Raw genomic sequence first — 21,893 nt, forward strand, 5'->3', positions numbered from 1 at the left:
AACTTTATTATGAAAATTTTCAAGCATTAAATTTAATTCTTTTAATAATGAAGTATGTGCTTTTTTAGACGAACGGGTATCAAAACGAAAAGGGATTCATCATACTTTCGTATTACTTCATTTTCATTCCAATTATTGATTCGAATATTTTTGTTTTCTATTAAAATATTGGTATAAGAACAATTAAATTTAATAAGGGAGTGGGAATATGGTTAATTATATTTGCACTACATGTGGAGTACAGTATCCTGAAAATGAAGAAGTGCCTTCTAGTTGTAAAATTTGTAATGAGGAAAGGCAATATGTGAATCCAATTGGGCAGTCATGGACAACATTAGAAACTATGCAAAATAGCAATTTATACAAAAATGAAATAATAAAAGAAGAAAGTGGTTTGTATAGCATTAGTACAAAACCTAAATTTGCAATTGGACAAACAGCATTTTTAATACAAAGTAAAACTCTAAATGTTATGTGGGATTGCATTAGTTATTTAGATGATAAGACGATTCAGAGTATATATGATTTAGGTGGTATTCAGGCAATAGCACTTTCTCATCCACATTATTACTCTACACAAGTAAAATGGGCGGAAACATTCAATGTACCTATCTATATTCATGAAGATGATAAAGAGTGGGTGGTTTGCCCGAGTAAACAAATTAAATTTTGGTCTGGGGAACATTTGATATTATCGGAAGAACTTACATTGCATCGCTTAGGAGGCCATTTTAAGGGCGGAACTGTTATGCATTGGAAAGAAGGTAACGAAGGGAAAGGAATTTTGTTATCAGGTGATATTATACAAGTAGTTTCCGATCAAAAATGGGTAAGTTTTATGTATAGTTATCCAAATCTCATTCCATTACCAGCGAATAAAGTTAGAGATATGGCAGAGAAAGTAAAAGATATCCAATTTAGTCGACTATATAATGCATTTCATGGTGTGGTGGAAGATGCGAATAAGGCTGTACAAAGATCTGCTGATCGGTATATAAAGGCCCTACAAGGAGACCTTTTTCATACGTAATAAAATATAAGGAAGAACTATTTATTTCATCTCATTATTTATATAACTATTTTTATATAAATTTAATACTAAAGTCCTACTATTTATAAACTAATAGGTCTTTCAACTTAGGCAGTTCTCACACTAATGAGGGATATGAAAGGGAATATATGTAACCTATAATGATTACTATAAAGCTTTGGAAAATGAAAAGGAGGAGATTTGCATGAAGAATTGGGTTCAATTTAGAATTGCAAGACCAACAGATAAATTTGAAGAAGTTATAAGTTTTTATGAGACGGGGTTAGGATTAAAGCGTATAGGAGAATTTCACAATCATGAAGGATATGATGGGGTTATGTTTGGATTACCGGATGCCGAGTATCATTTGGAGTTTACAACGCACGTTAATGGAAGCCCATGTCCGGCACCGACAAAAGATAATTTACTAGTTTTTTATATGCCTAATAAAGATGAAATTGAAAAAATAGTGAATCGATTAAGTAATATGGGCTATCATGAGGTGGAACCAGAAAATCCGTATTGGATAGAGAAAGGAACCACAATAGAGGATCCAGATGGTTGGAGAATTGTGCTTATGAATGCATTTGAATAAAGAAGCTCTTTTCGTATGTAATGTAGTGTAACAAAATGATTTAGTCATAAATCCCTACAGTATTTGTAGGGATTTTTATATAAAAAGATTTAGTTAAGAGAGTTATGAAAATGTAGAAAGTATTTTAGCTAAAAATAAATATGATTTATGTAGGAGGAATAGAAGTATGACATTAAAGCATTTTAATGAGTTTGCTAAAAATGTTGGGAACACACCTCTCATTAAATTAGAATGCGAAGAAACGAAGGATTTTTCTATTTATGCTAAATGTGAATGGCACAACCCTACAGAATCGATTAAGGATAGAGCTGCACTTGGAATGATTAAAAAATATTTACAAGAAGCGGACAAAAAACAACCTATCTTAGAGTATAGTGGTGGAAGCTTAGCGAGATCAATTGGTTATATTTGTTATTATTTAGAGGTTGAATGCACGTTAGTTTTAAGTTCTGGAACTGGTAAATCATTACTAAATGAACTTGAGTGTTATGGAGCTAACGTGATTTTAGTTGATAAATGTATGGGTTTCTATGCAGTAATTGAAAAGGCAATTGAGATTAGCAAACAAAAACCAGAGTTATACTTTTTATTCCAACATTATAATAATGCAAATCTATTAAGTCATATAGAAGGTACAGGCAGAGAAATTATTACACAAATGAATGGAAAACCAATACACGCATGGGTAGCATCTGCTGGTACTGGTGGAACTCTAATGGGAGTCTATAAAGAAGTAAAGAATTATACCAAAAATGTTGAGCTACATTTAGTAATGCCTGCTGAATTGCCTTATGGTTCCGAACAACCACCGAATGATTTAAAGAAATATGCTGGATCAGGTGGGTTTGGCTTAGGAAGGAAACAACATTTCATAGAACAGGAAGACAATTTGATAGAAAAACAATGGACTTATTCATATGAAGAAACCTTGTATGAAATGGCACGTTTTTATAATGAAACTGGTATGAAAATAGGAACGTCTGCGGCAGCGAATTTATTAGCTGCTAAACAAATTGGAAAAGAAAAAGGTGCGAATTTTAATGTAGTTACAGTTTTTCCGGACGCAGGGTCTATAGAAGAGTGGTCAGATGTAAAGAGCTTACAAAAAATAAAGAGAGAATCAAACAAATAAAAGTTCTTTCAAATTCTATTTCTTACACTTTGGGAAATTGATGAAATGAAAACCTGTATATGTAAAATGTACAGGTTTTTCGTGGTTGTTTTAATTATATATAGCAACTGTAAAATTTCACATACCGTATTTTTAAAATACATATAGGAAAACCAAAAAGTAATGTAGAATATATCGTACATACATATATGAAATCAACATAAAAGAAAAAGAGGTGTGCATATGTTACTGGAAGAAGTAATGCAACAACTAGAGGAATATGGAACAGAACAAAATCGTAAAACGTATAAAAACCACGGAGCGAAAGAGCCACTCTTCGGAGTTAGTTTTGCCAATTTAAAATTGTTAAAAAAGAAGATAAAAAAAGATCATGATTTAGCAATTTTATTATGGGAAACAAAAAATTTGGATGCAATGACTTTAGCGACGATGATTTTAGATCCAAAGAAAGTTACGACAGAACAGCTAAATAAATGGGTACAAGAAGTTGATTATTATTGTTTAATGGACGTTTTGATGACCGCTATTTGTACATCGCCAATCGCGATAGAAAGAATGGAAGAATGGACAAATTCTGATGATGAATGGATTGGAAGAGCAGGTTGGTCATTATTAGCGAATATCGCGATTAAAAATAAAACGTTACATGATGATTTCTTTTCTCCTTATATAGAAGAGATTAAAGTAAATATACATAATGAAAAAAATAGAAAAAAAGAAGCGATGAATAGTGCTTTAATTGCGATAGGAATTCGTAATGAAGACTTAGAGAGAAAAGCGATTGAAATTGCACGTGAAATTGGAAAAGTACAGGTTGATCACGGGGCAACGTCATGCAAAACACCTGATGCAGAGCCATATATAAAAAAAGCGAGAGAAAGAGCTGAAAAAAAGAAAGTGAAATAAGAATAGGAGAACGGTTATGAAACCAATGGAAGCGGCACAAAGCATCATTACATCACAATTTCCGAATTGTGATGTAGCTTTACTGGGAGGAAGCGTTGTACGAGGGGAAGCGACAAAAACATCTGATCTGGACATTGTAATAATAGATTGTAGTTTGTCATTTTGTTATAGAGAATCTTTCTATAGAAATGGATGGCCCGTTGAGGTGTTTGTACATAATTTTGAAACGTATAAAACCTTTTTTAAAAGTGATTGTGATTGCGGAAGACCTTCGTTGCCACAATTAGTTTCAGAGGGAATTGTATTAAAAGGTGAAAATGAAATTGTTGAGGAATTAAAAAGAGAAGCAAATGATTTACTAAATCAAGGACCAGCTAAATGGAACGAAGAAATAATGAAGCAGAAGCGATATTTTATTACGGATACTTTGGATGACTTTATCGGGGCGACAAAAAGAGAAGAAGAATTGTTTATCGCGAATCTATTAGCTGATTTAGTACATGAATATGTATTAAGAGTAAATGGTAAATGGCTGGGAAATTCAAAATGGTTTATAAGGGTACTTAGAAAATATGATGAACAATATGCAGATCAATTTGTAGCGGCGTTTGATCATTTTTATACAACAGGAGAGAAAAGTAAATTAATTACTTTTGTAGAAAAAACGCTAGAACAGTATGGAGGAAGAATGTTCGAAGGATTTTCTATAGGAAAATAAAAAGGGGATAGCACAATGAATGTACCATTCGTTCAATTAAGAGAACTGACACTAGATGATGTAGAAGATCGCTATCAATGGTCATTAGATACAAAAGTAACAAAACATCTAGTTGTACCAGATCAATATCCACCGTTTACTCGTGAAGAAACGAAAAAATGGATTGAAGCATGTATAAATCGGAAAAATGGCTATGAACAAAGAGCTATCACTGCAGAGAATGGCATACATATTGGATGGGTAGATCTTAAAAATTTTGATAAAACAAATAATAATGCGGAACTGGGAATCGCGATTGGTAATAAAGAATACTGGGGTAAAGGGTATGGAATAGCGGCTCTATATAGTATGTTACATCTTGCATTCTATGAATTTGAATTAGAAAAAGTTTGGTTACGTGTAGATGAAGATAATTTTCAAGCTAGAAAGAGTTATGAAAAGGCTGGTTTTGTTTGTGAAGGGCTAATGAGAAATGATCGATTACGTCAAGGGAAGTTCATTCATCGTTATCGTTATAGTATGTTAAGAAAAGAATACGATTCTTTAAATAGTGGTTTATAAAAATATTATGTTAACTTAAGGGGCTGAAGAAATATGATCCGATTACTTATGAAAGAAGATGCGGAAAAATATTGGGACTTACGTTTACAAGCATTACAAGTAAATCCAGAGGCATTTGTAACAACTTATGAAGAGGCAATTCGCCAGGAAAATCCTATTAAACGAGTGGAAAGTAATTTAACAGCTACTACCAGCTGTACATTTGGTGCTTTTAATGAGGATCATCAATTAGTTGGAGTTGTCACTTTACTAACTGAAGAAAAAGAGGCATATAAACATAAAGGTCATATCGTTGCGATGTATGTAGATGCTAGTAATCGAAGAAGTGGTCTTGCACGTGAGTTAATACGTAAGGCAATTGAAAGAGCAGGAGAAATGAACTTGGAACAATTGAACTTAGGTGTTGTATCTACAAACGAACCAGCAAAAAAATTGTATGAATCAATAGGCTTTAAAACGTACGGAATTGAAAAAAGAGCTCTAAAGATGAACGGTGTATATAGTGACGATGAATATATGGTCTTGTTCCTTTAAGAGAGGGAGTTTAGTATGAAAGATCTCCATTTAGACAAAAATATGAACACGCAAGTAGCGATTCTGTATGCGACGGTTATTGATACATTTAAACGACTGCAAAAGTTAGTAGAAGGTATTGATGAGAAAGAACTGTCTTTTGAAGAGGCAGAAAATAATGAAAATAGTATCGGACAACTACTTCAACATTTAGCAGTTGTTGATTTACATTGGGTGTATCGCTTAAAAGGAGAAGTAGTTCCACTGGCACTTGAAAAAATATATGGACCTATGTTAAATGAAGTAGGAGAACTGCCAAGTTTAAGAAAACATACGCTGCAACAATTAATGCAAGATTATGAAGCTGTGCAACATATGTTATATGAGGAATGTATGAAACTAGCAGAAAATGATTTAACACGAGAAGTTTTTTACGAAAAGGGAGAAAGTGCGACTATAAGGTGGGGGATATGGCATATAGCCGATCATAATCGGTACCATCAAGCTCATATTAGTCAGTTAAGAAAACTATATAGAGCTAGAATAGATGCGAGATAAAGATTTCGAATTTTAATTATATTCATTTTGTTGTATAGTATTAAGAAGAAACTAAACAAGGGGTTTTATAATGAAAGCTATTGCAGTAGGGATATTGGCATCATTTTTCTTTGCCTTTACCTTCGTTTTAAACCGGGCAATGGACTTAGAAGGTGGAAGCTGGATTTGGAGTGCTTCATTACGGTACTACTTTATGGTTCCAATGCTTTTATTTATTGTCATGTATAGAGGTAATTTAAAGCAACTCTTTCAATATATGAAAAATAATCCGAAAGAATGGCTAGTGTGGAGTATCGTAGGATTTGGCCTCTTCTATGCACCACTTAGTTTTGCGGGAGCTTTTGGACCTGGTTGGCTTGTTGCATCAACATGGCAAATTACGATCGTCGCAGGAATTTTATTAACACCATTTTTTGCAGTAGATCCATTACATAAAAAACTTCCAATGAAGGAATTAGTTATGTCGGGTATTATTTTAAGCGGTGTTGTACTCATGCAAGTAGAACATGCTTCTTCATTAGGGATTCGTGAAACCGTTTTATGTGTAGTTCCTGTCCTTATTGCAGCGTTTGCGTATCCTCTTGGAAACCGGAAAATGATGCAAGTTTGTAAAGGGGAATTAGATGTATTCCAGCGAGTTCTCGGTATGACATTAGCAAGCTTACCATTTTGGTTTTTACTATCTGGTTATGAAGTATCAACAGGCGGGCTACCGTCAAGTAGTCAAGTTTTCCAATGTTTTATTGTAGCGGTTAGTTCAGGGTTAATTGCGACTGTATTATTCTTCTTTGCGACAGATCTTGTAAAAGATGATCCACAAAAACTAGCAACAGTGGAAGCAACTCAGTCTGGTGAAGTTTTATTTGCGCTAGCAGGAGAGCTCATCTTGCTATCCGCGCCAATTCCGTCATCTTTATCTTGGATCGGGATGAGTTTTGTTATTGTCGGAATGATACTACATAGTTATGTAGCGGTCGTTGTGAAAAAAGAAGCAAAAATAACGGCGTAATGAGATTAGCTCTTTATAGAAAGAGCTAATCTTTTTTCATGGAAAGGGATGTAGAAATGAATTTGCAACGAGTGGAACAAATTGAGAAAGATTCAATTTTAAATGTGTTACAGTATGCAGTCGGGCCAAGTGAAACTAGCTTAAAGAAAGCAGTTTTATATTATGAAAGGAATAAAGGGACTTTGTACAGATATGAAGAAGAGGCTTGTATAGGTATTGAAATAATTGGAGCAAATAAAGCGAGAATATGTCACATAGCAGTCGCTCCACAATATCGTAATAAAGGAATTGCGTTGCAAATGATAAAAGAAGTAGTAAAAATGCTTCAATTAACTTATATAGAAGCAGAGACAGATAAAGAGGCAGTAGAATTTTATAAAAAAATTGGTTTTCAGGTTAAAAGTTTAGGGGGAAAATATCCGGGGATTGAAAGATTTCATTTGTATTTTAAAAATAAAACATATTAAAATCATCTTAGAATATAATATCCGGAATAGAATTTGAAGAAGTAGTTCGTTTTATATGTATCCCGCTATTTGTGGACAGTAAAACTCCAACCTCAAAATTTGGGTGGAGTAAGGAAGCTAGGTGGAAGCCCTGAAGCTCGTAAACGCCAATTGGTACGGGGATAATAATCAGTGGGTGGATGAACAAAACCTTTACGGATTATAGTTTTACTTTATTTGTTCTAATTTTAATAGCAACTAGTTGTTTGTTTTTGATAAAAATGTAAGAAAGGTTGGAATGGTTAGTTGATGCTAAGGAAGGAAGTAAAATATGAGTAAGTCAATAAATAATGGAGCAATTGAGAAGAAGCGTGCAGTCGCATTAGATTTAGCAAGGGGTACTATGTTACTATTAATCGTACTTGCCCATGCACCGCTTTACTTGTATGCTGCAGATCCTGGAATTATGCATAGGGTGGAAAGCGGTAGTTTCTTTGATCAAATTGTAAACCTTTTTGGTATATTCATAATTGATAACCGTGCAAGAGCGATGTTTGCCGTATTATTAAGCTATGGTTTGGTTCTAGCATTTGAAGGACAAATATCAAAAGGGAAAAATGAAAATCATGCCGTAAACATAGTAAGAAGACGCTCTTGGTATTTAATACTGTTTGGGATTGTGTTAGCGGTCTTAATTGGAGGGCAAGATATACTTATGGCCTATGGTGTAGCGGGGCTTCTTGTTAGCCCGCTATTAAAGTGTAAAATGAAAACATTAATTCGAACATTTACGATTATCACTATATTGTATATCATTTTTATTCCAATAATATGGGGATTTAATATGCAAGCAATAGGCCATTACGGTTTTTCACCAGATGTTTCAGCAAAAGACACGTATCTAAGTACTACAATGTTACGATTACTCTTCTTTCCTGTTATACCTGTTCTCATCCATTTTATGTTCCCGATTATTCCTTCTGTAATTCTTGGTTTGTGGATTGCTAGGTATCAGTTATTAATAAAACCAGAGCAACATTTGAAAAAATTATATTTTATAACAATTATAGGATTAGCAATATCCTTAATAGGTGCTTTGCCTCTATCTTTTATAGGGATTATATGGTATCCAAGTGTATTTACAGCTGGAATGGTAAATGGAATTCATATTTTAACTGGAATTGTTGGAGGATTAGCATATGCAACGGGTTTCGGTATAATAGGGAGCAGATTGAAAAATCTAGGGTACTTTAGCCGTTCATTAATTGCACTAGGAAAGCGTTCATTAACATTTTTTGTTTTGAATGAGGCACTGCTTGTTATACTTTTATCACCTGTAGCATTTGATTTAGGAGGGCATGTAAGTAACGCTTTTGCTGCATTAATAGCTGTTAGTATTTGGATATTATCTGTCATATTAGCTACAATAATGGAAAAAAATAATCTGAATGGACCATTAGAGATGTTATTGAGACGTTTAATATATAAAAATAAAAAAAATGAAAGACGACCCGAATATTAGGTCGTCTTTCATTTTATTATAGTCTATACATAAAATTATAATCTAATGATAGTTTGTTTTTATTCATGGAATAAAAAGCATGAAATATGCAAATGTGCATATAGGGTTTAGTTTGAAAAAATTAACATATACATTATATAATAAAGTTATATAGGAAAATATAGATAAAAGAAATTAGGTGTATAACACATGAGAATGGATAAAAGTAAATTTATAAAAATTGCTACTTCAATTGGGGTGTCATCTTTTTTATTAACAGGCTGTGGCGATTATGAAGAAGAAACGGCCCAGAAAGAAAGTACTGCTGTTAAAACAGATGGTGGAAAACAAGGGAATGAACAAGAAACATTAAATTGTGACGATAAAACTCCTACTAATGAAAATGTAGAGAATGATGAGTTATGCAAGGAAAATAATCCGTCATTTTCATCGTATAATGAAAATTCACATTTACCAATACTTCCATTCGTAGCAGGATATTTACTAGCAAGCAGAACTACAAATATGAATTATACAGCAAAACCAAATATAATGAAGAAACCGTATGCAAATAATGTTATTCCATATCGTGAAAAAGACCAAAGTAGAACTGGTGGCAGCGGTGGTGGAGGTTATTACGGCGGAACTAACAGTAACAATAATAACTCTTCCAATAAAGTGGATTTAAATAAACAACAGCCAAATTCCTCAAATAAAGTGACGCCAGATACAAATACGCCGAAATCATCTACGACACAAACGCCGAAAGTGAATTCTGGTTCCAGTGGAATTGGGAATGCAAAAGCACCAGCCGGATCATAACACGAAAGGAAAATGGAGTCATGTATACAGAACAAGAGCAAAAAGAGTATATGAAAGTATGGTTTTCACTTGCGGAAGAGGCTGGTAGGAATGGATTTACGTGGCCGAGCCTTTTAGAGAAGGAAGAATGGAATCAATATATGGCAACGGGTATGTATCGTATGCCTGTAAACACGTATACTGCTATTTCAAAAGCGACAGAAGAAATTATGTACGTGTTATATAGAACGTATCAATATATTGTAAATACGACAGAAGATTTTCAAAAACTAGGATTTCCAGCTGAAACGTGGGAAATTGTGAGAATGAAACATATTGGTTTGTTTTCATATTTTACAAGGTTTGACTTTATCGTAAATGGTGAAGATATAAAATTAATAGAAGTAAATTGTGACACACCAACAGGTTATTTAGAGCCGTCTGTCGCAAATGAAGTGTTGTGCCGTTATCACGATGTGAATCATCCAAATCATATAGAAGAGCATATTGTGCAGGCGTGGGAACAAATTAAACATGACTATAATATAAGTCCTATCGAGACGATATATTTTACTAGTTATGATTGGCACGATGAAGATCATCAAACAGTTCAATTTTTAAGAAGCTATTGCTTAGATCAATCAACGGACTATATAGGCATACAAGATATCGTTGTTGCAGATGATGGTATATATACGCAAAATGGTGAACGAATCCATTATTTATATAGACTATATCCAATTGAATATTTAGTTTCAGATACTGATAAAAATGGGAAAAGAATTGGACTTCAGTTTTTAGATCATATAGCGCAAGGAAGAGTGAAAATCATTAATCCACCTGCAGCTTTTCTTATGCAAAATAAAAGTGTACTCGCATTAATTTGGCAACTGTTCGAAAAGGGAGTTTTCTTTGAGAAAGAAGAGAGAGAAATCATTCAGAACTACTTCATACCAACATATTTTACAAATAAGCCGTTTTTAGAAAGAAATGAACCATATGTTTCTAAGCCTTTATACGGACGTGAAGGTGGAGGGGTATCTATATACGATAATGATGAACTATTAGCTGAAGATAAAACGGAGTATTACTTTGAACAGCGAAAAATATACCAGCAATACATAGAAATGCCTGACTATACAATTGACACATGGGATGGTCCGTATACTGGTAAACTATTAATTGGTTCACACTGTATTAGCGGGAGAGCCGCAGGATTATTTTTACGTGTAGGTGAGAAAATAACAGGCAACTTATCGATGTTTACAGGGGTTACGATTGAAGGGTAAGAAATATATGAAAAAAAGCATTAATGGTAGAGCACTTTGAAATTAAAAGTGCTCTTTTTATTTTGAAAAAAATATTATTAAAGAGCGTATTAATTAAAGTGGGACAAATCATATAAATATTAGTATAATTCGATAGTGGTATATTTAATGGGAGATGCTATGATATTTAATTTTTTGAAATGGAGAGAAGCATATGAAGAGTGATAATATTTCAAAAACTATTTCACTTAGTACACAAGTATTAAATCAAGGGGAGGTACTTGCTGCATTAGAACGTTCACTAGCTATGATTGAGTTTGATCCCTATGGAAAAGTAATATGGGCAAATCATAATTTTGCATATGCAATGGGCTATGAAGTGGATGAACTATTAAACAGTCATCATCGTCAGTTTTGTACTTCACAGTTTGCTCAAAGTCCAGAATATGATATCTTTTGGAGAAATTTTCGGAATGGAGTCTCATTTCAAAGGAAAATACAGAGAATCACTAAACAAGGGAAAATTATATGGCTAGAAGCGACATATACCCCTGTTGTAGATAAGAATGGAAAAATTCAAGCGGTTATTAAAGTCGCTACAGATATTACTGCGCGTGAGAATGGAACGGCAAAGGTAACACTTGAATTGCAAGAGATGGCGGAAAATCTAAAGGAACGTGCGCAAGAAGGGATTAAGCGTAGTCATATGGTTTCCGCGGCCATTAAACAAATAGTCGAACAAACTAATGACAATATGAAGTTATTACAAGAGCTTAACGTACAAACTAATATGATACGCGACATGGTAAAAACGATTAATGAAATTGCCACACAAACTAATTTATTGGCCTTAAATGCTGGAATTCAGGCTGCCCATGCTGGTACCTATGGTAGTGGTTTTAATGTTGTTGCAAATGAAGTTCGTAATTTAGCAAATAAAGTTAAAACTGTAACTACAGATGTACACTTTAATGTGGAGAATATAACCAAACAGGTACAAAAGATTAGTGCAGGGACCCTTCAATCAGAAAAGAGAGTTACTGAAAGTTACTCATGTATAGAACAAGCAGTTCATGAATTCAATGGTATTGGTAAAGCGGCTCAGAGACTTGATACACAGGCGAAAACTATAGTAGAGCAACTACAAGGGCAAAAATAACTTCAAATGTTCCTGAAGTTCGAGGCTTAAATACATAAATTGAAAAATATTTATAAGAAACACATTTTAAAATTAAATATGCCATTTTTTTGTTGAAATGGTGCATCGTTATCTTATAGAAAAAGAATCACTAACATAATATGTGATTCTTTTTTTTGGTGTTATATTTGTAATTGATTTGAAAAATATTTTGTTAATTGATAAAAACTAAACGTTTTTAAGAGGTATTAAACGTTCTTTCTGTATATGTTAAAAATCAATTTGTTTTTATAGTTCGCTATTTTATAAGTATGAAAAATGATTAAGTTAAAAATTAAGAAAAATATGATAATATATGTATGTAGTAGTTTTAAAAAAATGGGGGAACAATCGTGAAAATGAATGATATAGTGGCAAGTACACCATTGCCAAATACAATCAAAACAATTTCAAATGATTTAAGAAAATTAGGGCTAGAAAAAGGAATGACGGTAATTGTACATTCTTCGCTAAGTTCGATTGGCTGGGTATCTGGCGGAGCGGTTGCGGTAGTAGAGGCGTTAATGAAAGTGATTACGGAAGAGGGAACAATTATTATGCCGACGCAATCTTCAGATTTATCTGATCCAAAACATTGGTCAAGACCACCTGTACCTGAAGAATGGTGGCAGATTATCAGGGATAATGTACCAGCATTTGAGCCACATATAACACCAACAAGAGCAATGGGAAAAGTAGTGGAATGTTTTCGTACATATCCGAATGTAGTACGTAGTAACCATCCGTTAGGAAGTTTTGCTGGATGGGGAAAGCATGCAGAAGAAATAACGATGAATCAGTCGCTATCAATGAGTTTAGGAGAGGAATCTCCATTAAGAAAAATATACGATTTAGACGGATACATATTATTAATTGGTGTTGGATATGATTCCAATACGTCTGTTCATTTATCTGAAGTACGTACTGGTGCATGTGAGTTAATAAAAGTAGGGGCACCAATTATAGAGAATGGGGAAAGAGTTTGTTGATATGGATTACGATTCTGATAAGTTTGTAGAAATCGGTGTAGAGTTTGAGCGAAAAGGAACTGTAACAAATGGAAAAATAGGAAATGCAACGTGCCGTCTTATGAAGCAACGAGATATCGTTGACTTTGGAACAGAATGGTTTCGTAAGAAAAATCAGTAAGGGATGGTTACAATGAAGGGGAAAAAGGTATTAATTACGAGTGGTGGTTGTTTAGAAAAATGGGACCAAGTACGTGGGCATACGAATATGGCAAAAGGTACAATTGGGAGAATAATCGCCGAAGAGCTTATAAATAAAGGGGCATATGTTATTTATTTACACGGTTATTTCGCTGAAAAACCTAACGATATAAATAATCAATTGGAATTACATCCATTTGAAGGAATTGTTGATTTACAAGATAAAATGAAAAGTATAATTACGCATGAAAAAGTAGATGCGGTTATTATGGCAGCCGCTGGATCAGATTGGATTGTAGGCAAAATTTGTGATCAAGAAGGTAATGTTCTTGATATGAATGGGAAAATTCCAAGTGATATAGCACCAATTATTCATTTTCAAAAGGCTCCAAAAGTATTAAAACAAATAAAAGAGTGGGATTCAGAAACGGTACTCGTTGGCTTTAAACTTGAAAGTGATATAAATGAAGAAGAACTGTTTAAAAGAGCAAAGAAAAGAATGGAAGAAGCGAAGGCAAGTGTAATGATTGCGAATTCACCACATTCTTTATATTCGCGCGGAGCAGTACACCACGTAATTGGACAAGACGGTAAAGGGAAGTTATGTAACGGCAAAGATGAAACAGCCAAAGAAATTGTCAAAAGGTTAGAAGTACTATGTAATCACATTACTGTTTTATAATTTTAAGTATTTGGATAAGAATGAATCTGCATAATATATATAGGTAAGCGAAACTTTAATTTATGGGAATTTTACTTTTACACAAACGTTAACCATTTAAGATGGATACATAGCATAATTGGTGAGGAGTGGATTCTATGGAACATTTATTAAAGCAAGCTATAAAACTAAGAAATGAAAAGAAATATGCACAATCGAGAGAGATACTTATTGGGTTAACAAACTTTACGCGGGATGCCGAAGTGCTGTTTCAATGCGCCTGGATACATGATGTAATGGGACTTGAAACGGAGGCTTTGCCGTATTATGAACAGGCAATTGCAAATGGTCTTGATGGTGAGTCACTTTGCGGCGCATATATCGGTCTTGGCAGTACATATCGTTGTATAGGTGAGTATGATAAAGCAATTACAGTTTTAGAAACAGCTTTGCAGCAGTTTCCGGATAATGATGTGATAAAAGTATTTTTGTCATTAGCAAAATATAACGTAAACGATCATGAATCCGCAATGAAATTATTACTTGAAACAGTTTTGAAAGTAGAGGAAGTAAAAGAATATGAACGTGCCATTTCATTTTATAAAGACCATTTAGACGAGGTTTTTAAATAGAGGGTGAATGTATGAATGTCGAACTATCACGAAGGCGAAAAGGTATTTGGTTTGGATTAATATCTTTCATCTTGTTATCAAACTATTTATTGTATGCTCTTCCAATTGTACCAGGTGCTCCGAAAGAAGTAGTGCTTGGCTCTTTGCTAGATTGTATGTTTGTAGTTCCAGTCGTTACGTATTTCTTTATTATTCGAAAAAGATATTCGTTAACGTATATAATACCTGTCGTAATAGCCGGGTATATATTTGCAAGGTTTATTATTCCAAATGACTATTTTCAAGCTTTTTCGTACGTTTCCTATATTATAGTTGCAGGAGAAATTGCGTTTGTATGCTTAGAGTTATTCCTTCTTTATAAAATCGTTAGAATGCTGCCTAACATAATAAAAAAATATAAAGAATATAAAAGAGAGTGTTCTCCATTTTCTTATGCGATTGATGCAGCGTTTGATGCTACTATGGAAAGAAATAAATTAGTAGATATCATTGTAACAGAGTGTAAGTTAATCTATTATGCATTTTTATCGTGGCGTGCAACAGTACCGGAAGGTGAATCTGTATACACCTATCACAAAAAGACTGGTGCAATAGGTGTATATATCATGATCATTCATGCTACCTTAATAGAAAGTATCGGTTTTCATTATTTGCTTCATCAATGGAATCCAGTAGTAGCATGGATTTTACTTGTCTTAAACGTATACGGAATGGTTTATTGTTTAGCTGAAATACAAGCAATGCGTAAAAATCCGATTATCATTACAGAAGAACAAATAATCATTCAAATCGGATTAGGAAAGAAAATTGTTATACCATTTACACAAATTGATAAAATTTCGTTTTATAAAGGAGAATCTTTAAAGAAAGAGAAAGAGGTCCTTGACGCAACTGTGATGGAATTTATAAAGGAACCTCCAACATTTGAAATAACACTAAAAGAGCCAGTGAAGGCGCGATTGTTATATGGATTTTCTAAAACTGTAAGTCGTGTTCACTTAAATGTTGATGAGGAACGGAAATTTTATGATATGGTTACGGAGAAGTTGAAACATGAATAATGCTATTGGAGTTCCTTCTAACTTAGAAGGAGCTTTTTTGTGAAGTAGAAAATGAAATCATATAAATTCTAACTTAAAAAACAATGAATGAATTGACTAAACGCTTTCTTAGTGGAAATATAAAGGGATATAATGAAAGAACTAAAATAAAAGAACTAAAATAAAAGGGGCATTTAAAACATGAGTTGCTTACGTCCGTCAGGGATTGAAATTATTGAAAGAAAAATTCGCTATGATGCTACAACTGTAGATCATGCTTGTTTATTAATAGAAACGCAGCCAGATAAAATTGTTTTATACCATGAAGTACAGTACTCTTTTACAATGGCAGCAAACGATACGAAGTTAACGATCCCGAAAGGAAGTTATACAGTTGCATATTACTGGAGGAATCGTCCATATAATTTATACGTTTGGAGAGATCAGGATGGGAGTTATCTAGGTTCTTATTTTAATATTGTAAAGAATACTGATATAACGGATGAAGTGGTATCCTTTGAAGATCTAATCCTTGATATTATGGTACTTCCAAGTGGAGAATTATTTATATTGGATGAGGATGAATTACCTGAGCCGTTAGAACATTTTGAAGATGGATATGTAGAAAAAGCTCTTCATACGGTGAAAAATACAATTCAAGAATCGCTTCCGAATATTATTTCAGAAACTGCTAACATTTTTATAAATAAATACCGGTTATTAAAACCTAGTTGACTTATCGGAAAAATTTGTATAATATGTAGTTAATTCTATAACGTATAGCTGATTGGAGAAACTAAAGGCATTTCATTACAAGATGAAATGCCTTTGGTTTTTTTATTATACAAATGTTGTATCTATTCATTTGAATGAATCATTTCAAGGAGGGAAAGAAGTGACTGTTTCAATTAATGGAGTATCAAAATATTTTTCGAAACAAACTGGTACGGTCCAAGTATTAGAAGATATTAATTTTCAATTAGAGAGAGGGGACCTTGTCACTGTAATCGGACCGAGTGGTTGCGGAAAAAGTACGCTTTTGAAAATTGTTGCTGGATTAGATGACGAATTTGAAGGTAAAGTTGTTATCGATGGGGAGCAAATCGTAAAACCGAGTAAGAAACAAGGATTTATTTTTCAAGAACACCGCTTGTTTCCATGGCTAACAGTTGAAGAAAATATTGCTGCAGATTTGTCGTTAAAGGATAAGTATGTAAAAGATAAAGTAAAAGAATGGGTTGAAATCGTTCGATTAGACGGTTTTGAAAAATCTTATCCGAAAGAAATTTCAGGCGGGATGTCACAACGTGTTGCGATTGCGAGAGCTTTATTAAGAGATCCGAATGTATTATTACTTGATGAGCCATTCGGGGCACTTGATGCTTTTACTAGAAGTCATTTGCAAGAAGTATTGTTGAATATTTGGGAGCAGAAGAAAATAACAATGATATTTGTTACTCATGATATAGACGAAGCGATATATCTTTCAAACCGAATAATCATCATGAGTGCAAAGCCTGGAAAAATACATAAAGTGATTGAAAATAATTTACCTTATCCACGTAGTAAAACTTCGGAATTATTCCAAGAAATTCGTACGAAAATATTGCAGCAGTTTGAACACGGGGGACTGATTCAAACGAGTATATAGGAAAGGATGGATTATATATGAATAAAAAAGGCAAAGTTCTTTCTTTTGCATTAGCTATATCTTTATTTTTATTAGGGTGTGAAAAAAGTACAGCAAGTAGTAAGAAAGAAGATGTAACCATTCAAATAGGTATACAACAAGGGTTAAGCCCGCTCTTACTGGCACAGAAAAAGGGATGGTTTGAAGAGGAGTTTAAAAAAGAAGGAGTTAAGGTGAAATGGACAGAGTTCCAAAGCGGACCTCCTTATTTTGAGGCAATCGCATCAAATCGATTAGACTTTGGCGAAGTTGGCAACTCTCCAGTTATTTCCGCGCAAGCAGCAGGTATTGAATTTACTGAAATTGCTAATACAAGTTATGCGAGAAAAGGAACAGGTATTCTTGTACAAAAAGATAGCAAGATTACGAGTGTAAAAGATTTAAAAGGTAAAAAAATCGCAGTAGCAAAAGGAAGTAGCGCATTTAATTTATTATATCGAGCATTAGATAAAGAAGGTATCAATACGAAAGATGTAAATGTCATTCAGTTGCAGCCAGATGAAGCACAGCCGGCATTTGAATCCGGATCAGTAGATGCATGGGCAATTTGGGATCCATTCATTTCGCTACATACATTAAATAAAGGTGCCAAGGTTATTACAGATGGTGAACAATTAAATGTTTCTTCTCCAGAATTCTTAATTGCGAGAACAAAATTTGCGAAAGAACATCCAGAATTAGTTGAGAAATTCCTTAAAGTTTATGAAAAGGCACGTGTATGGCAAGAGTCAAACTTAGATGAAGCGATAAAAATATATACTTCTGCAAAGAAAATAGATGCTGAAATTGTAAAAGAAGTATTTGATCACGACAAGCCAATTTTAGTTCCAGTAACGAAAGAAATAATAACTGAACAGCAAAAGACAGCGGATTTTCAATATAAGCTCGGTTCTATAAAGAAAGAAATAAAGACAGATAAAGTTGTAGACAATTCTTACGTAGAAAAAGCGTTAAAGGCAAAATGAAAAGAGGTTTTGTAAATTGGAGAATACGAAAGCTGTTATGAAACCAGCGGGTATAACGATTGCCAAAAAGAATGTAAAGAAAGTGCGAAAGACGAATATAAAAGTGCTAGTAAGAGCAATTACTATACCAATTATCGTATTAATTATTTGGCAGTTAGCCGGCGTATTCGATTTCGTTTCTAAAACAGTTTTACCGACGCCATTAGATATATTTCTAGCTTTTCAAGAACTTATAAAAACAGGAGAGTTATTCGGTCATTTAAGTATTAGTGTATTTAGGGCTGCGGCTGGTTTCTTTATCGGCGGGAGTTTAGGAATTATTTTAGGAACGATTGTTGGATTTTCAACGAGAAGTGAGCAATATTTAGATCCGTCTGTACAGATGTTAAGAACTGTGCCCCATTTAGCAGTGGCACCGCTTTTCGTACTATGGTTCGGTTTTGGAGAAACATCGAAAGTATTATTAATTGCGGACGGCGCATTTTTTCCTTTATACGTAAACGCGTTTTTAGGGATACGAGGTGTAGATTCAAAATTATTTGATGTTGCGAGAGTGTTAGAGTTTAGTAAAAGAAAATTAATTACGAAATTGATTTTACCTGCCGCATTGCCAAACCTATTACTTGGAGCAAGATTATCTTTAGGGGTTGCATGGGTGAGTTTAGTGGTAGCAGAACTTATGGGCTCTACAGAAGGTATTGGTTATATGATTATGGATGCAAGGCAATTTTCAAATACAGATATCGTATTTGTCGGTATTATTATCTTTGCATTTGTCGGGAAGTTTTCTGATTCACTCGTACGTTTACTAGAAGTAAAGTTTTTGAGATGGCGAGATAATTTTAAAGGGGAGACAGGGAATTAACATATAAATTATTAGGGGTAATTTATATAGATTATTTCAGTATACGTATTAATAAAAATAAGGGATGTGTAAAGATATGGATTTGTTATGGTTTATTCCAGCCTATGGAGATGGTCGATATTTAGGGACGACAAAACGAGGAAGGACAGCTGAATATGGTTATTATAAGCAAGTTGCACAGGCAGCTGATTATTTAGGATATACAGGTGTGTTGCTTCCAACTGGTCAAGGGTGTGAAGATCCATGGGTATTAGCATCGGCACTTGCAGCCGAAACAGAGAAATTAAAATTTTTAGTAGCAGTTAGACCAGGACTTATGTCACCGACAGTTGCAGCGAGGATGGCATCGACATTTGATAGAATTTCAGATGGGAGGTTACTTATTAATGTAGTAGCTGGAGGAGATCCTGTTGAATTGCATGGCGATGGATTATATCTTGAACATGATGAAAGGTATGAAGCAGCGGATGAATTTTTAAAAGTTTGGAAATCGACCTTACAAGGTGAAACGATCTCTTTAGAAGGGAAACATATTAAAGTTACGGATAGTAAAGTTGTATTTCCTCCTGTTCAAACACCGTATCCACCAATTTATTTTGGCGGATCGTCTGCTGCAGGTAAAGAAGTTGCAGCTGAACATAGTGATGTATATTTAACGTGGGGAGAGCCGCCAGAGCAAGTGAAAGAGAAAATAAAAGAAGTAAGAAGGCTTGCAGAAGAGAAGGAGCGTACGGTACGATTCGGCATCAGATTACATGTAATTGTAAGAGAAACAGAGGTAGAAGCATGGGAAGAGGCTGAAAAGTTAATTCGATATGTAGATAATGAAACAATTGAGCTTGCTCAAAAAACATTTGCCAGATATGATTCAGTCGGACAAAAACGAATGACTCATTTAAATAAAGGTACGAGAGAGTCGTTAGAGATAAGTCCTAACTTATGGGCTGGCATAGGGCTTGTAAGGGGTGGTGCAGGTACTGCTCTTGTAGGAGATCCGCATACAGTAGCAAATAGAATAAAAGAATATGAAGCTTTAGGAATTGATACGTTTGTTTTATCGGGATATCCGCATTTAGAAGAAGCGTATGAAGTAGCAGAATTATTATTCCCATTATTGAAAGACGAGAATAAACAAGAAAATAAAATTGTTGGTGAAATGATTGCGGATGCATATGCATTAAAAAAATAGTGAGGATTAAAGTTTCACCTATGTTTTGCTTTATTTTGTTTACTGCCTGTTAATACGGGATAATAAACCCGCAAGTATTTCACTTGCGGGTTTTCATCGTAAACTATTAGAAAATATGGTAAAATTAAATAGTAACTTAAGGTACGGTTGGTTGTTCAATTATCACTTCTCCAAAGTAGGAGGGGGGTGATAATACGTGAGTGAAATAGCGTTGCTACTGCAGGGTGGACTGTTTCTCGTTGCATTGTTAACGTTCGTCGTCGTTTTAATAGACAAGCTCAAAAAATAACAACCCACCTATGCCAATAGAATGTGGGTTGTTTTGTTTGTAAGAAACAAATAGGATAAATGAACAATCCAATCTGCTAAGTTACGTGGACTAGTGTGTAGCCGCACACTAGTCTTTTTTATTTATATACAATTAATAATTGGTTTATGTGATTGTATTGTTCTTTTCATACTTATTATAACACAGTGTCTTTTCATCAAGAAAGGAGACCGTATGTTCTGATTCTGATTAAATAGAAGGAGTTTTTTCTTTAAATAGCCCATCCATATACTGTTTTAAAGTTTGGACATAAAATTCCTGCTTACTTACATTATTTACGCCGACAATAGGCGATGAAAGTTCATATCTCTTTTCTGATAAATGAACGACAACGTCAAAAATATCAAATAGACGAATGAAACAGAACAGGCCATCTTTATCACTTAATAAAATAAAGTAATGGTTTTCGCTATTTGTATTTAATGTATTCCATAAAGAACTTTTGCTTAAATCGCGGACAATGCTCTTTTCTTTTAATTCGATGAAATCCGCATTTGCTAGAATGTTAGAAATATCAATCGCGTCTGGATCTTCAAAATAGCCATCAACAGCTTGGACAGCGAAAGTATAAGCCATTTTTAATACACTCATTTTGTATTTACGGTTATCTAAAAGTAATTCACGTTGGATAGAGCTAGCTACTTTCGTGACACGTTCTTCTTTCCAAATTTCATTATGTAGTGAAATATCGTGCTTTTTACATAGTTTCATAATTAATGCATTGGAATAAAGTATTTCATCACTTACTTCAACAACATCTGTCTCAGCAGCCGCAAGTTCCTCACCGTGTTTATTCGTATAGAGAGGAGAATCAATTTGTTTTTTCATTTGCTCAATCTTAAATTGACTTAATTTATGTCGAATTAAGGGACGGTCAATATTTGTTGTCATTTGTTCATGGCAAGTATCACAAATAGAGTTTGTGAAATAATATCCACATAATATTTCTGGGATGACATATTGTTCACTAAGTTCTTTCGTATCTTTTCTGCAAATGATGCATTGTGTCATTTTTATCACCTTTACCTGCAAATTTGTATGTAATCTCATTGTAGTGTATTTATTGGTATTTTGGAATATTGTAAAGGAAAATATTATGTGAAATTCTTGCTTATTTTGGTACAATGAAGAGAAGTGCT

Annotated in this window: 24 protein-coding genes and 1 pseudogene; 24 read left to right on the forward strand and 1 reads right to left on the reverse strand. The window is 33.9% G+C overall.

Going from position 1 to position 21,893, the window contains the following annotated elements; translation table 11 throughout:
* The first annotated feature begins 208 nt into the window (after positions 1-208).
* From PDL00_RS17260 to PDL00_RS17375, 24 genes and pseudogenes are all read left to right on the forward strand, one after another.
* Positions 209-1,030, forward strand: a complete 822-nt coding sequence (locus PDL00_RS17260; RefSeq protein WP_242255767.1) for a hypothetical protein — start codon at positions 209-211, stop codon at positions 1,028-1,030.
* A gap of 205 nt (positions 1,031-1,235) precedes the next feature.
* A complete protein-coding gene (locus PDL00_RS17265) occupies positions 1,236-1,625 on the forward strand; it encodes a VOC family protein (protein WP_172553261.1) in 390 nt (129 codons plus the stop codon).
* Between the two features lie 166 nt (positions 1,626-1,791).
* Entirely contained in the window at positions 1,792-2,757 is a 966-nt protein-coding gene (locus PDL00_RS17270) for a pyridoxal-phosphate dependent enzyme (RefSeq protein ID WP_242255765.1), read from the forward strand.
* Between the two features lie 222 nt (positions 2,758-2,979).
* Positions 2,980-3,663: a DNA alkylation repair protein gene (locus tag PDL00_RS17275; RefSeq protein WP_242255763.1), complete on the forward strand. Its 684-nt coding sequence runs from the start codon at positions 2,980-2,982 to the stop codon at positions 3,661-3,663.
* Positions 3,664-3,679: 16 nt separating this feature from the next.
* The gene (locus PDL00_RS17280; protein ID WP_270730393.1) at positions 3,680-4,381 is read left to right on the forward strand and encodes a nucleotidyltransferase domain-containing protein; all 702 of its coding nucleotides are present in this window, start codon (positions 3,680-3,682) and stop codon (positions 4,379-4,381) included.
* Positions 4,382-4,396: 15 nt separating this feature from the next.
* Positions 4,397-4,942: a GNAT family N-acetyltransferase gene (locus PDL00_RS17285; RefSeq protein ID WP_242255760.1), complete on the forward strand. Its 546-nt coding sequence runs from the start codon at positions 4,397-4,399 to the stop codon at positions 4,940-4,942.
* Between the two features lie 33 nt (positions 4,943-4,975).
* Positions 4,976-5,476, forward strand: coding sequence for a GNAT family N-acetyltransferase (locus PDL00_RS17290; protein ID WP_270730397.1), 501 nt, complete (start codon positions 4,976-4,978; stop codon positions 5,474-5,476).
* A gap of 15 nt (positions 5,477-5,491) precedes the next feature.
* Positions 5,492-6,013 (forward strand): DinB family protein, encoded by a 522-nt coding sequence (locus PDL00_RS17295; protein WP_270730399.1) that lies wholly within the window; start codon positions 5,492-5,494, stop codon positions 6,011-6,013.
* 70 nt (positions 6,014-6,083) lie between these two features.
* Positions 6,084-7,022, forward strand: coding sequence for a DMT family transporter (locus PDL00_RS17300; RefSeq protein ID WP_270730401.1), 939 nt, complete (start codon positions 6,084-6,086; stop codon positions 7,020-7,022).
* A gap of 56 nt (positions 7,023-7,078) precedes the next feature.
* Positions 7,079-7,489, forward strand: a complete 411-nt coding sequence (locus PDL00_RS17305; RefSeq protein ID WP_270730403.1) for a GNAT family N-acetyltransferase — start codon at positions 7,079-7,081, stop codon at positions 7,487-7,489.
* Between the two features lie 310 nt (positions 7,490-7,799).
* Positions 7,800-8,990, forward strand: a complete 1,191-nt coding sequence (locus tag PDL00_RS17310; RefSeq protein ID WP_270730405.1) for a DUF418 domain-containing protein — start codon at positions 7,800-7,802, stop codon at positions 8,988-8,990.
* A 189-nt stretch (positions 8,991-9,179) separates the two neighbouring features.
* A complete protein-coding gene (locus PDL00_RS17315) occupies positions 9,180-9,791 on the forward strand; it encodes a hypothetical protein (RefSeq protein WP_242255757.1) in 612 nt (203 codons plus the stop codon).
* A gap of 20 nt (positions 9,792-9,811) precedes the next feature.
* Positions 9,812-11,059 (forward strand): glutathionylspermidine synthase family protein, encoded by a 1,248-nt coding sequence (locus PDL00_RS17320; RefSeq protein WP_242255756.1) that lies wholly within the window; start codon positions 9,812-9,814, stop codon positions 11,057-11,059.
* 193 nt (positions 11,060-11,252) lie between these two features.
* Positions 11,253-12,197 (forward strand): methyl-accepting chemotaxis protein, encoded by a 945-nt coding sequence (locus PDL00_RS17325; RefSeq protein ID WP_242255755.1) that lies wholly within the window; start codon positions 11,253-11,255, stop codon positions 12,195-12,197.
* 377 nt (positions 12,198-12,574) lie between these two features.
* Positions 12,575-13,364, forward strand: a pseudogene (locus PDL00_RS17330) (aminoglycoside N(3)-acetyltransferase).
* A 12-nt stretch (positions 13,365-13,376) separates the two neighbouring features.
* Positions 13,377-14,066, forward strand: a complete 690-nt coding sequence (locus PDL00_RS17335; RefSeq protein ID WP_270730407.1) for a phosphopantothenoylcysteine decarboxylase domain-containing protein — start codon at positions 13,377-13,379, stop codon at positions 14,064-14,066.
* 137 nt (positions 14,067-14,203) lie between these two features.
* Positions 14,204-14,677 (forward strand): tetratricopeptide repeat protein, encoded by a 474-nt coding sequence (locus PDL00_RS17340; RefSeq protein ID WP_132132568.1) that lies wholly within the window; start codon positions 14,204-14,206, stop codon positions 14,675-14,677.
* A gap of 11 nt (positions 14,678-14,688) precedes the next feature.
* Complete coding sequence (locus PDL00_RS17345) at positions 14,689-15,738, forward strand: hypothetical protein (protein WP_242255752.1); 1,050 nt, start codon at positions 14,689-14,691, stop codon at positions 15,736-15,738.
* Positions 15,739-15,918: 180 nt separating this feature from the next.
* A complete protein-coding gene (locus PDL00_RS17350; RefSeq protein ID WP_242255751.1) occupies positions 15,919-16,452 on the forward strand; it encodes a DUF402 domain-containing protein in 534 nt (177 codons plus the stop codon).
* A 160-nt stretch (positions 16,453-16,612) separates the two neighbouring features.
* Entirely contained in the window at positions 16,613-17,368 is a 756-nt protein-coding gene (locus PDL00_RS17355; protein WP_242255749.1) for an ABC transporter ATP-binding protein, read from the forward strand.
* A 17-nt stretch (positions 17,369-17,385) separates the two neighbouring features.
* A complete protein-coding gene (locus tag PDL00_RS17360) occupies positions 17,386-18,372 on the forward strand; it encodes an aliphatic sulfonate ABC transporter substrate-binding protein (RefSeq protein WP_270730410.1) in 987 nt (328 codons plus the stop codon).
* A gap of 16 nt (positions 18,373-18,388) precedes the next feature.
* Positions 18,389-19,237, forward strand: a complete 849-nt coding sequence (locus PDL00_RS17365; RefSeq protein ID WP_242255746.1) for an ABC transporter permease — start codon at positions 18,389-18,391, stop codon at positions 19,235-19,237.
* A 76-nt stretch (positions 19,238-19,313) separates the two neighbouring features.
* The gene (gene ssuD / locus PDL00_RS17370; protein WP_270730412.1) at positions 19,314-20,426 is read left to right on the forward strand and encodes an FMNH2-dependent alkanesulfonate monooxygenase; all 1,113 of its coding nucleotides are present in this window, start codon (positions 19,314-19,316) and stop codon (positions 20,424-20,426) included.
* A gap of 196 nt (positions 20,427-20,622) precedes the next feature.
* Complete coding sequence (locus tag PDL00_RS17375) at positions 20,623-20,715, forward strand: putative holin-like toxin (protein WP_001289320.1); 93 nt, start codon at positions 20,623-20,625, stop codon at positions 20,713-20,715.
* A gap of 228 nt (positions 20,716-20,943) precedes the next feature.
* On the opposite strand, the gene PDL00_RS17380 is transcribed toward PDL00_RS17375, so the two are convergent.
* Positions 20,944-21,765 carry an HNH endonuclease gene (locus tag PDL00_RS17380; RefSeq protein WP_270730414.1) on the reverse strand — a complete coding sequence of 274 codons (822 nt, stop codon included), beginning with the start codon at positions 21,763-21,765 and terminating at the stop codon, positions 20,944-20,946.
* Positions 21,766-21,893: the final 128 nt, after the last annotated feature.

Origin of the sequence: Bacillus cereus group sp. TH152-1LC, assembly GCF_027710505.1 — a bacterium.
In the GTDB taxonomy this organism is placed as follows: domain Bacteria; phylum Bacillota; class Bacilli; order Bacillales; family Bacillaceae_G; genus Bacillus_A; species Bacillus_A mobilis.

Bases quoted from the DNA above. Each gene is read 5' to 3' on its own strand.
- PDL00_RS17260 (WP_242255767.1), top strand. From the start codon at position 209: ATGGTTAATTATATTTGCACTACATGTGGAGTACAGTATCCTGAAAAT.
- PDL00_RS17265 (WP_172553261.1), top strand. From the start codon at position 1,236: ATGAAGAATTGGGTTCAATTTAGAATTGCAAGACCAACAGATAAATTT.
- PDL00_RS17270 (WP_242255765.1), top strand. From the start codon at position 1,792: ATGACATTAAAGCATTTTAATGAGTTTGCTAAAAATGTTGGGAACACA.
- PDL00_RS17275 (WP_242255763.1), top strand. From the start codon at position 2,980: ATGTTACTGGAAGAAGTAATGCAACAACTAGAGGAATATGGAACAGAA.
- PDL00_RS17280 (WP_270730393.1), top strand. From the start codon at position 3,680: ATGAAACCAATGGAAGCGGCACAAAGCATCATTACATCACAATTTCCG.
- PDL00_RS17285 (WP_242255760.1), top strand. From the start codon at position 4,397: ATGAATGTACCATTCGTTCAATTAAGAGAACTGACACTAGATGATGTA.
- PDL00_RS17290 (WP_270730397.1), top strand. From the start codon at position 4,976: ATGATCCGATTACTTATGAAAGAAGATGCGGAAAAATATTGGGACTTA.
- PDL00_RS17295 (WP_270730399.1), top strand. From the start codon at position 5,492: ATGAAAGATCTCCATTTAGACAAAAATATGAACACGCAAGTAGCGATT.
- PDL00_RS17300 (WP_270730401.1), top strand. From the start codon at position 6,084: ATGAAAGCTATTGCAGTAGGGATATTGGCATCATTTTTCTTTGCCTTT.
- PDL00_RS17305 (WP_270730403.1), top strand. From the start codon at position 7,079: ATGAATTTGCAACGAGTGGAACAAATTGAGAAAGATTCAATTTTAAAT.
- PDL00_RS17310 (WP_270730405.1), top strand. From the start codon at position 7,800: ATGAGTAAGTCAATAAATAATGGAGCAATTGAGAAGAAGCGTGCAGTC.
- PDL00_RS17315 (WP_242255757.1), top strand. From the start codon at position 9,180: ATGAGAATGGATAAAAGTAAATTTATAAAAATTGCTACTTCAATTGGG.
- PDL00_RS17320 (WP_242255756.1), top strand. From the start codon at position 9,812: ATGTATACAGAACAAGAGCAAAAAGAGTATATGAAAGTATGGTTTTCA.
- PDL00_RS17325 (WP_242255755.1), top strand. From the start codon at position 11,253: ATGAAGAGTGATAATATTTCAAAAACTATTTCACTTAGTACACAAGTA.
- PDL00_RS17335 (WP_270730407.1), top strand. From the start codon at position 13,377: ATGAAGGGGAAAAAGGTATTAATTACGAGTGGTGGTTGTTTAGAAAAA.
- PDL00_RS17340 (WP_132132568.1), top strand. From the start codon at position 14,204: ATGGAACATTTATTAAAGCAAGCTATAAAACTAAGAAATGAAAAGAAA.
- PDL00_RS17345 (WP_242255752.1), top strand. From the start codon at position 14,689: ATGAATGTCGAACTATCACGAAGGCGAAAAGGTATTTGGTTTGGATTA.
- PDL00_RS17350 (WP_242255751.1), top strand. From the start codon at position 15,919: ATGAGTTGCTTACGTCCGTCAGGGATTGAAATTATTGAAAGAAAAATT.
- PDL00_RS17360 (WP_270730410.1), top strand. From the start codon at position 17,386: ATGAATAAAAAAGGCAAAGTTCTTTCTTTTGCATTAGCTATATCTTTA.
- ssuD (WP_270730412.1), top strand. From the start codon at position 19,314: ATGGATTTGTTATGGTTTATTCCAGCCTATGGAGATGGTCGATATTTA.
- PDL00_RS17380 (WP_270730414.1), bottom strand. From the start codon at position 21,765: ATGACACAATGCATCATTTGCAGAAAAGATACGAAAGAACTTAGTGAA.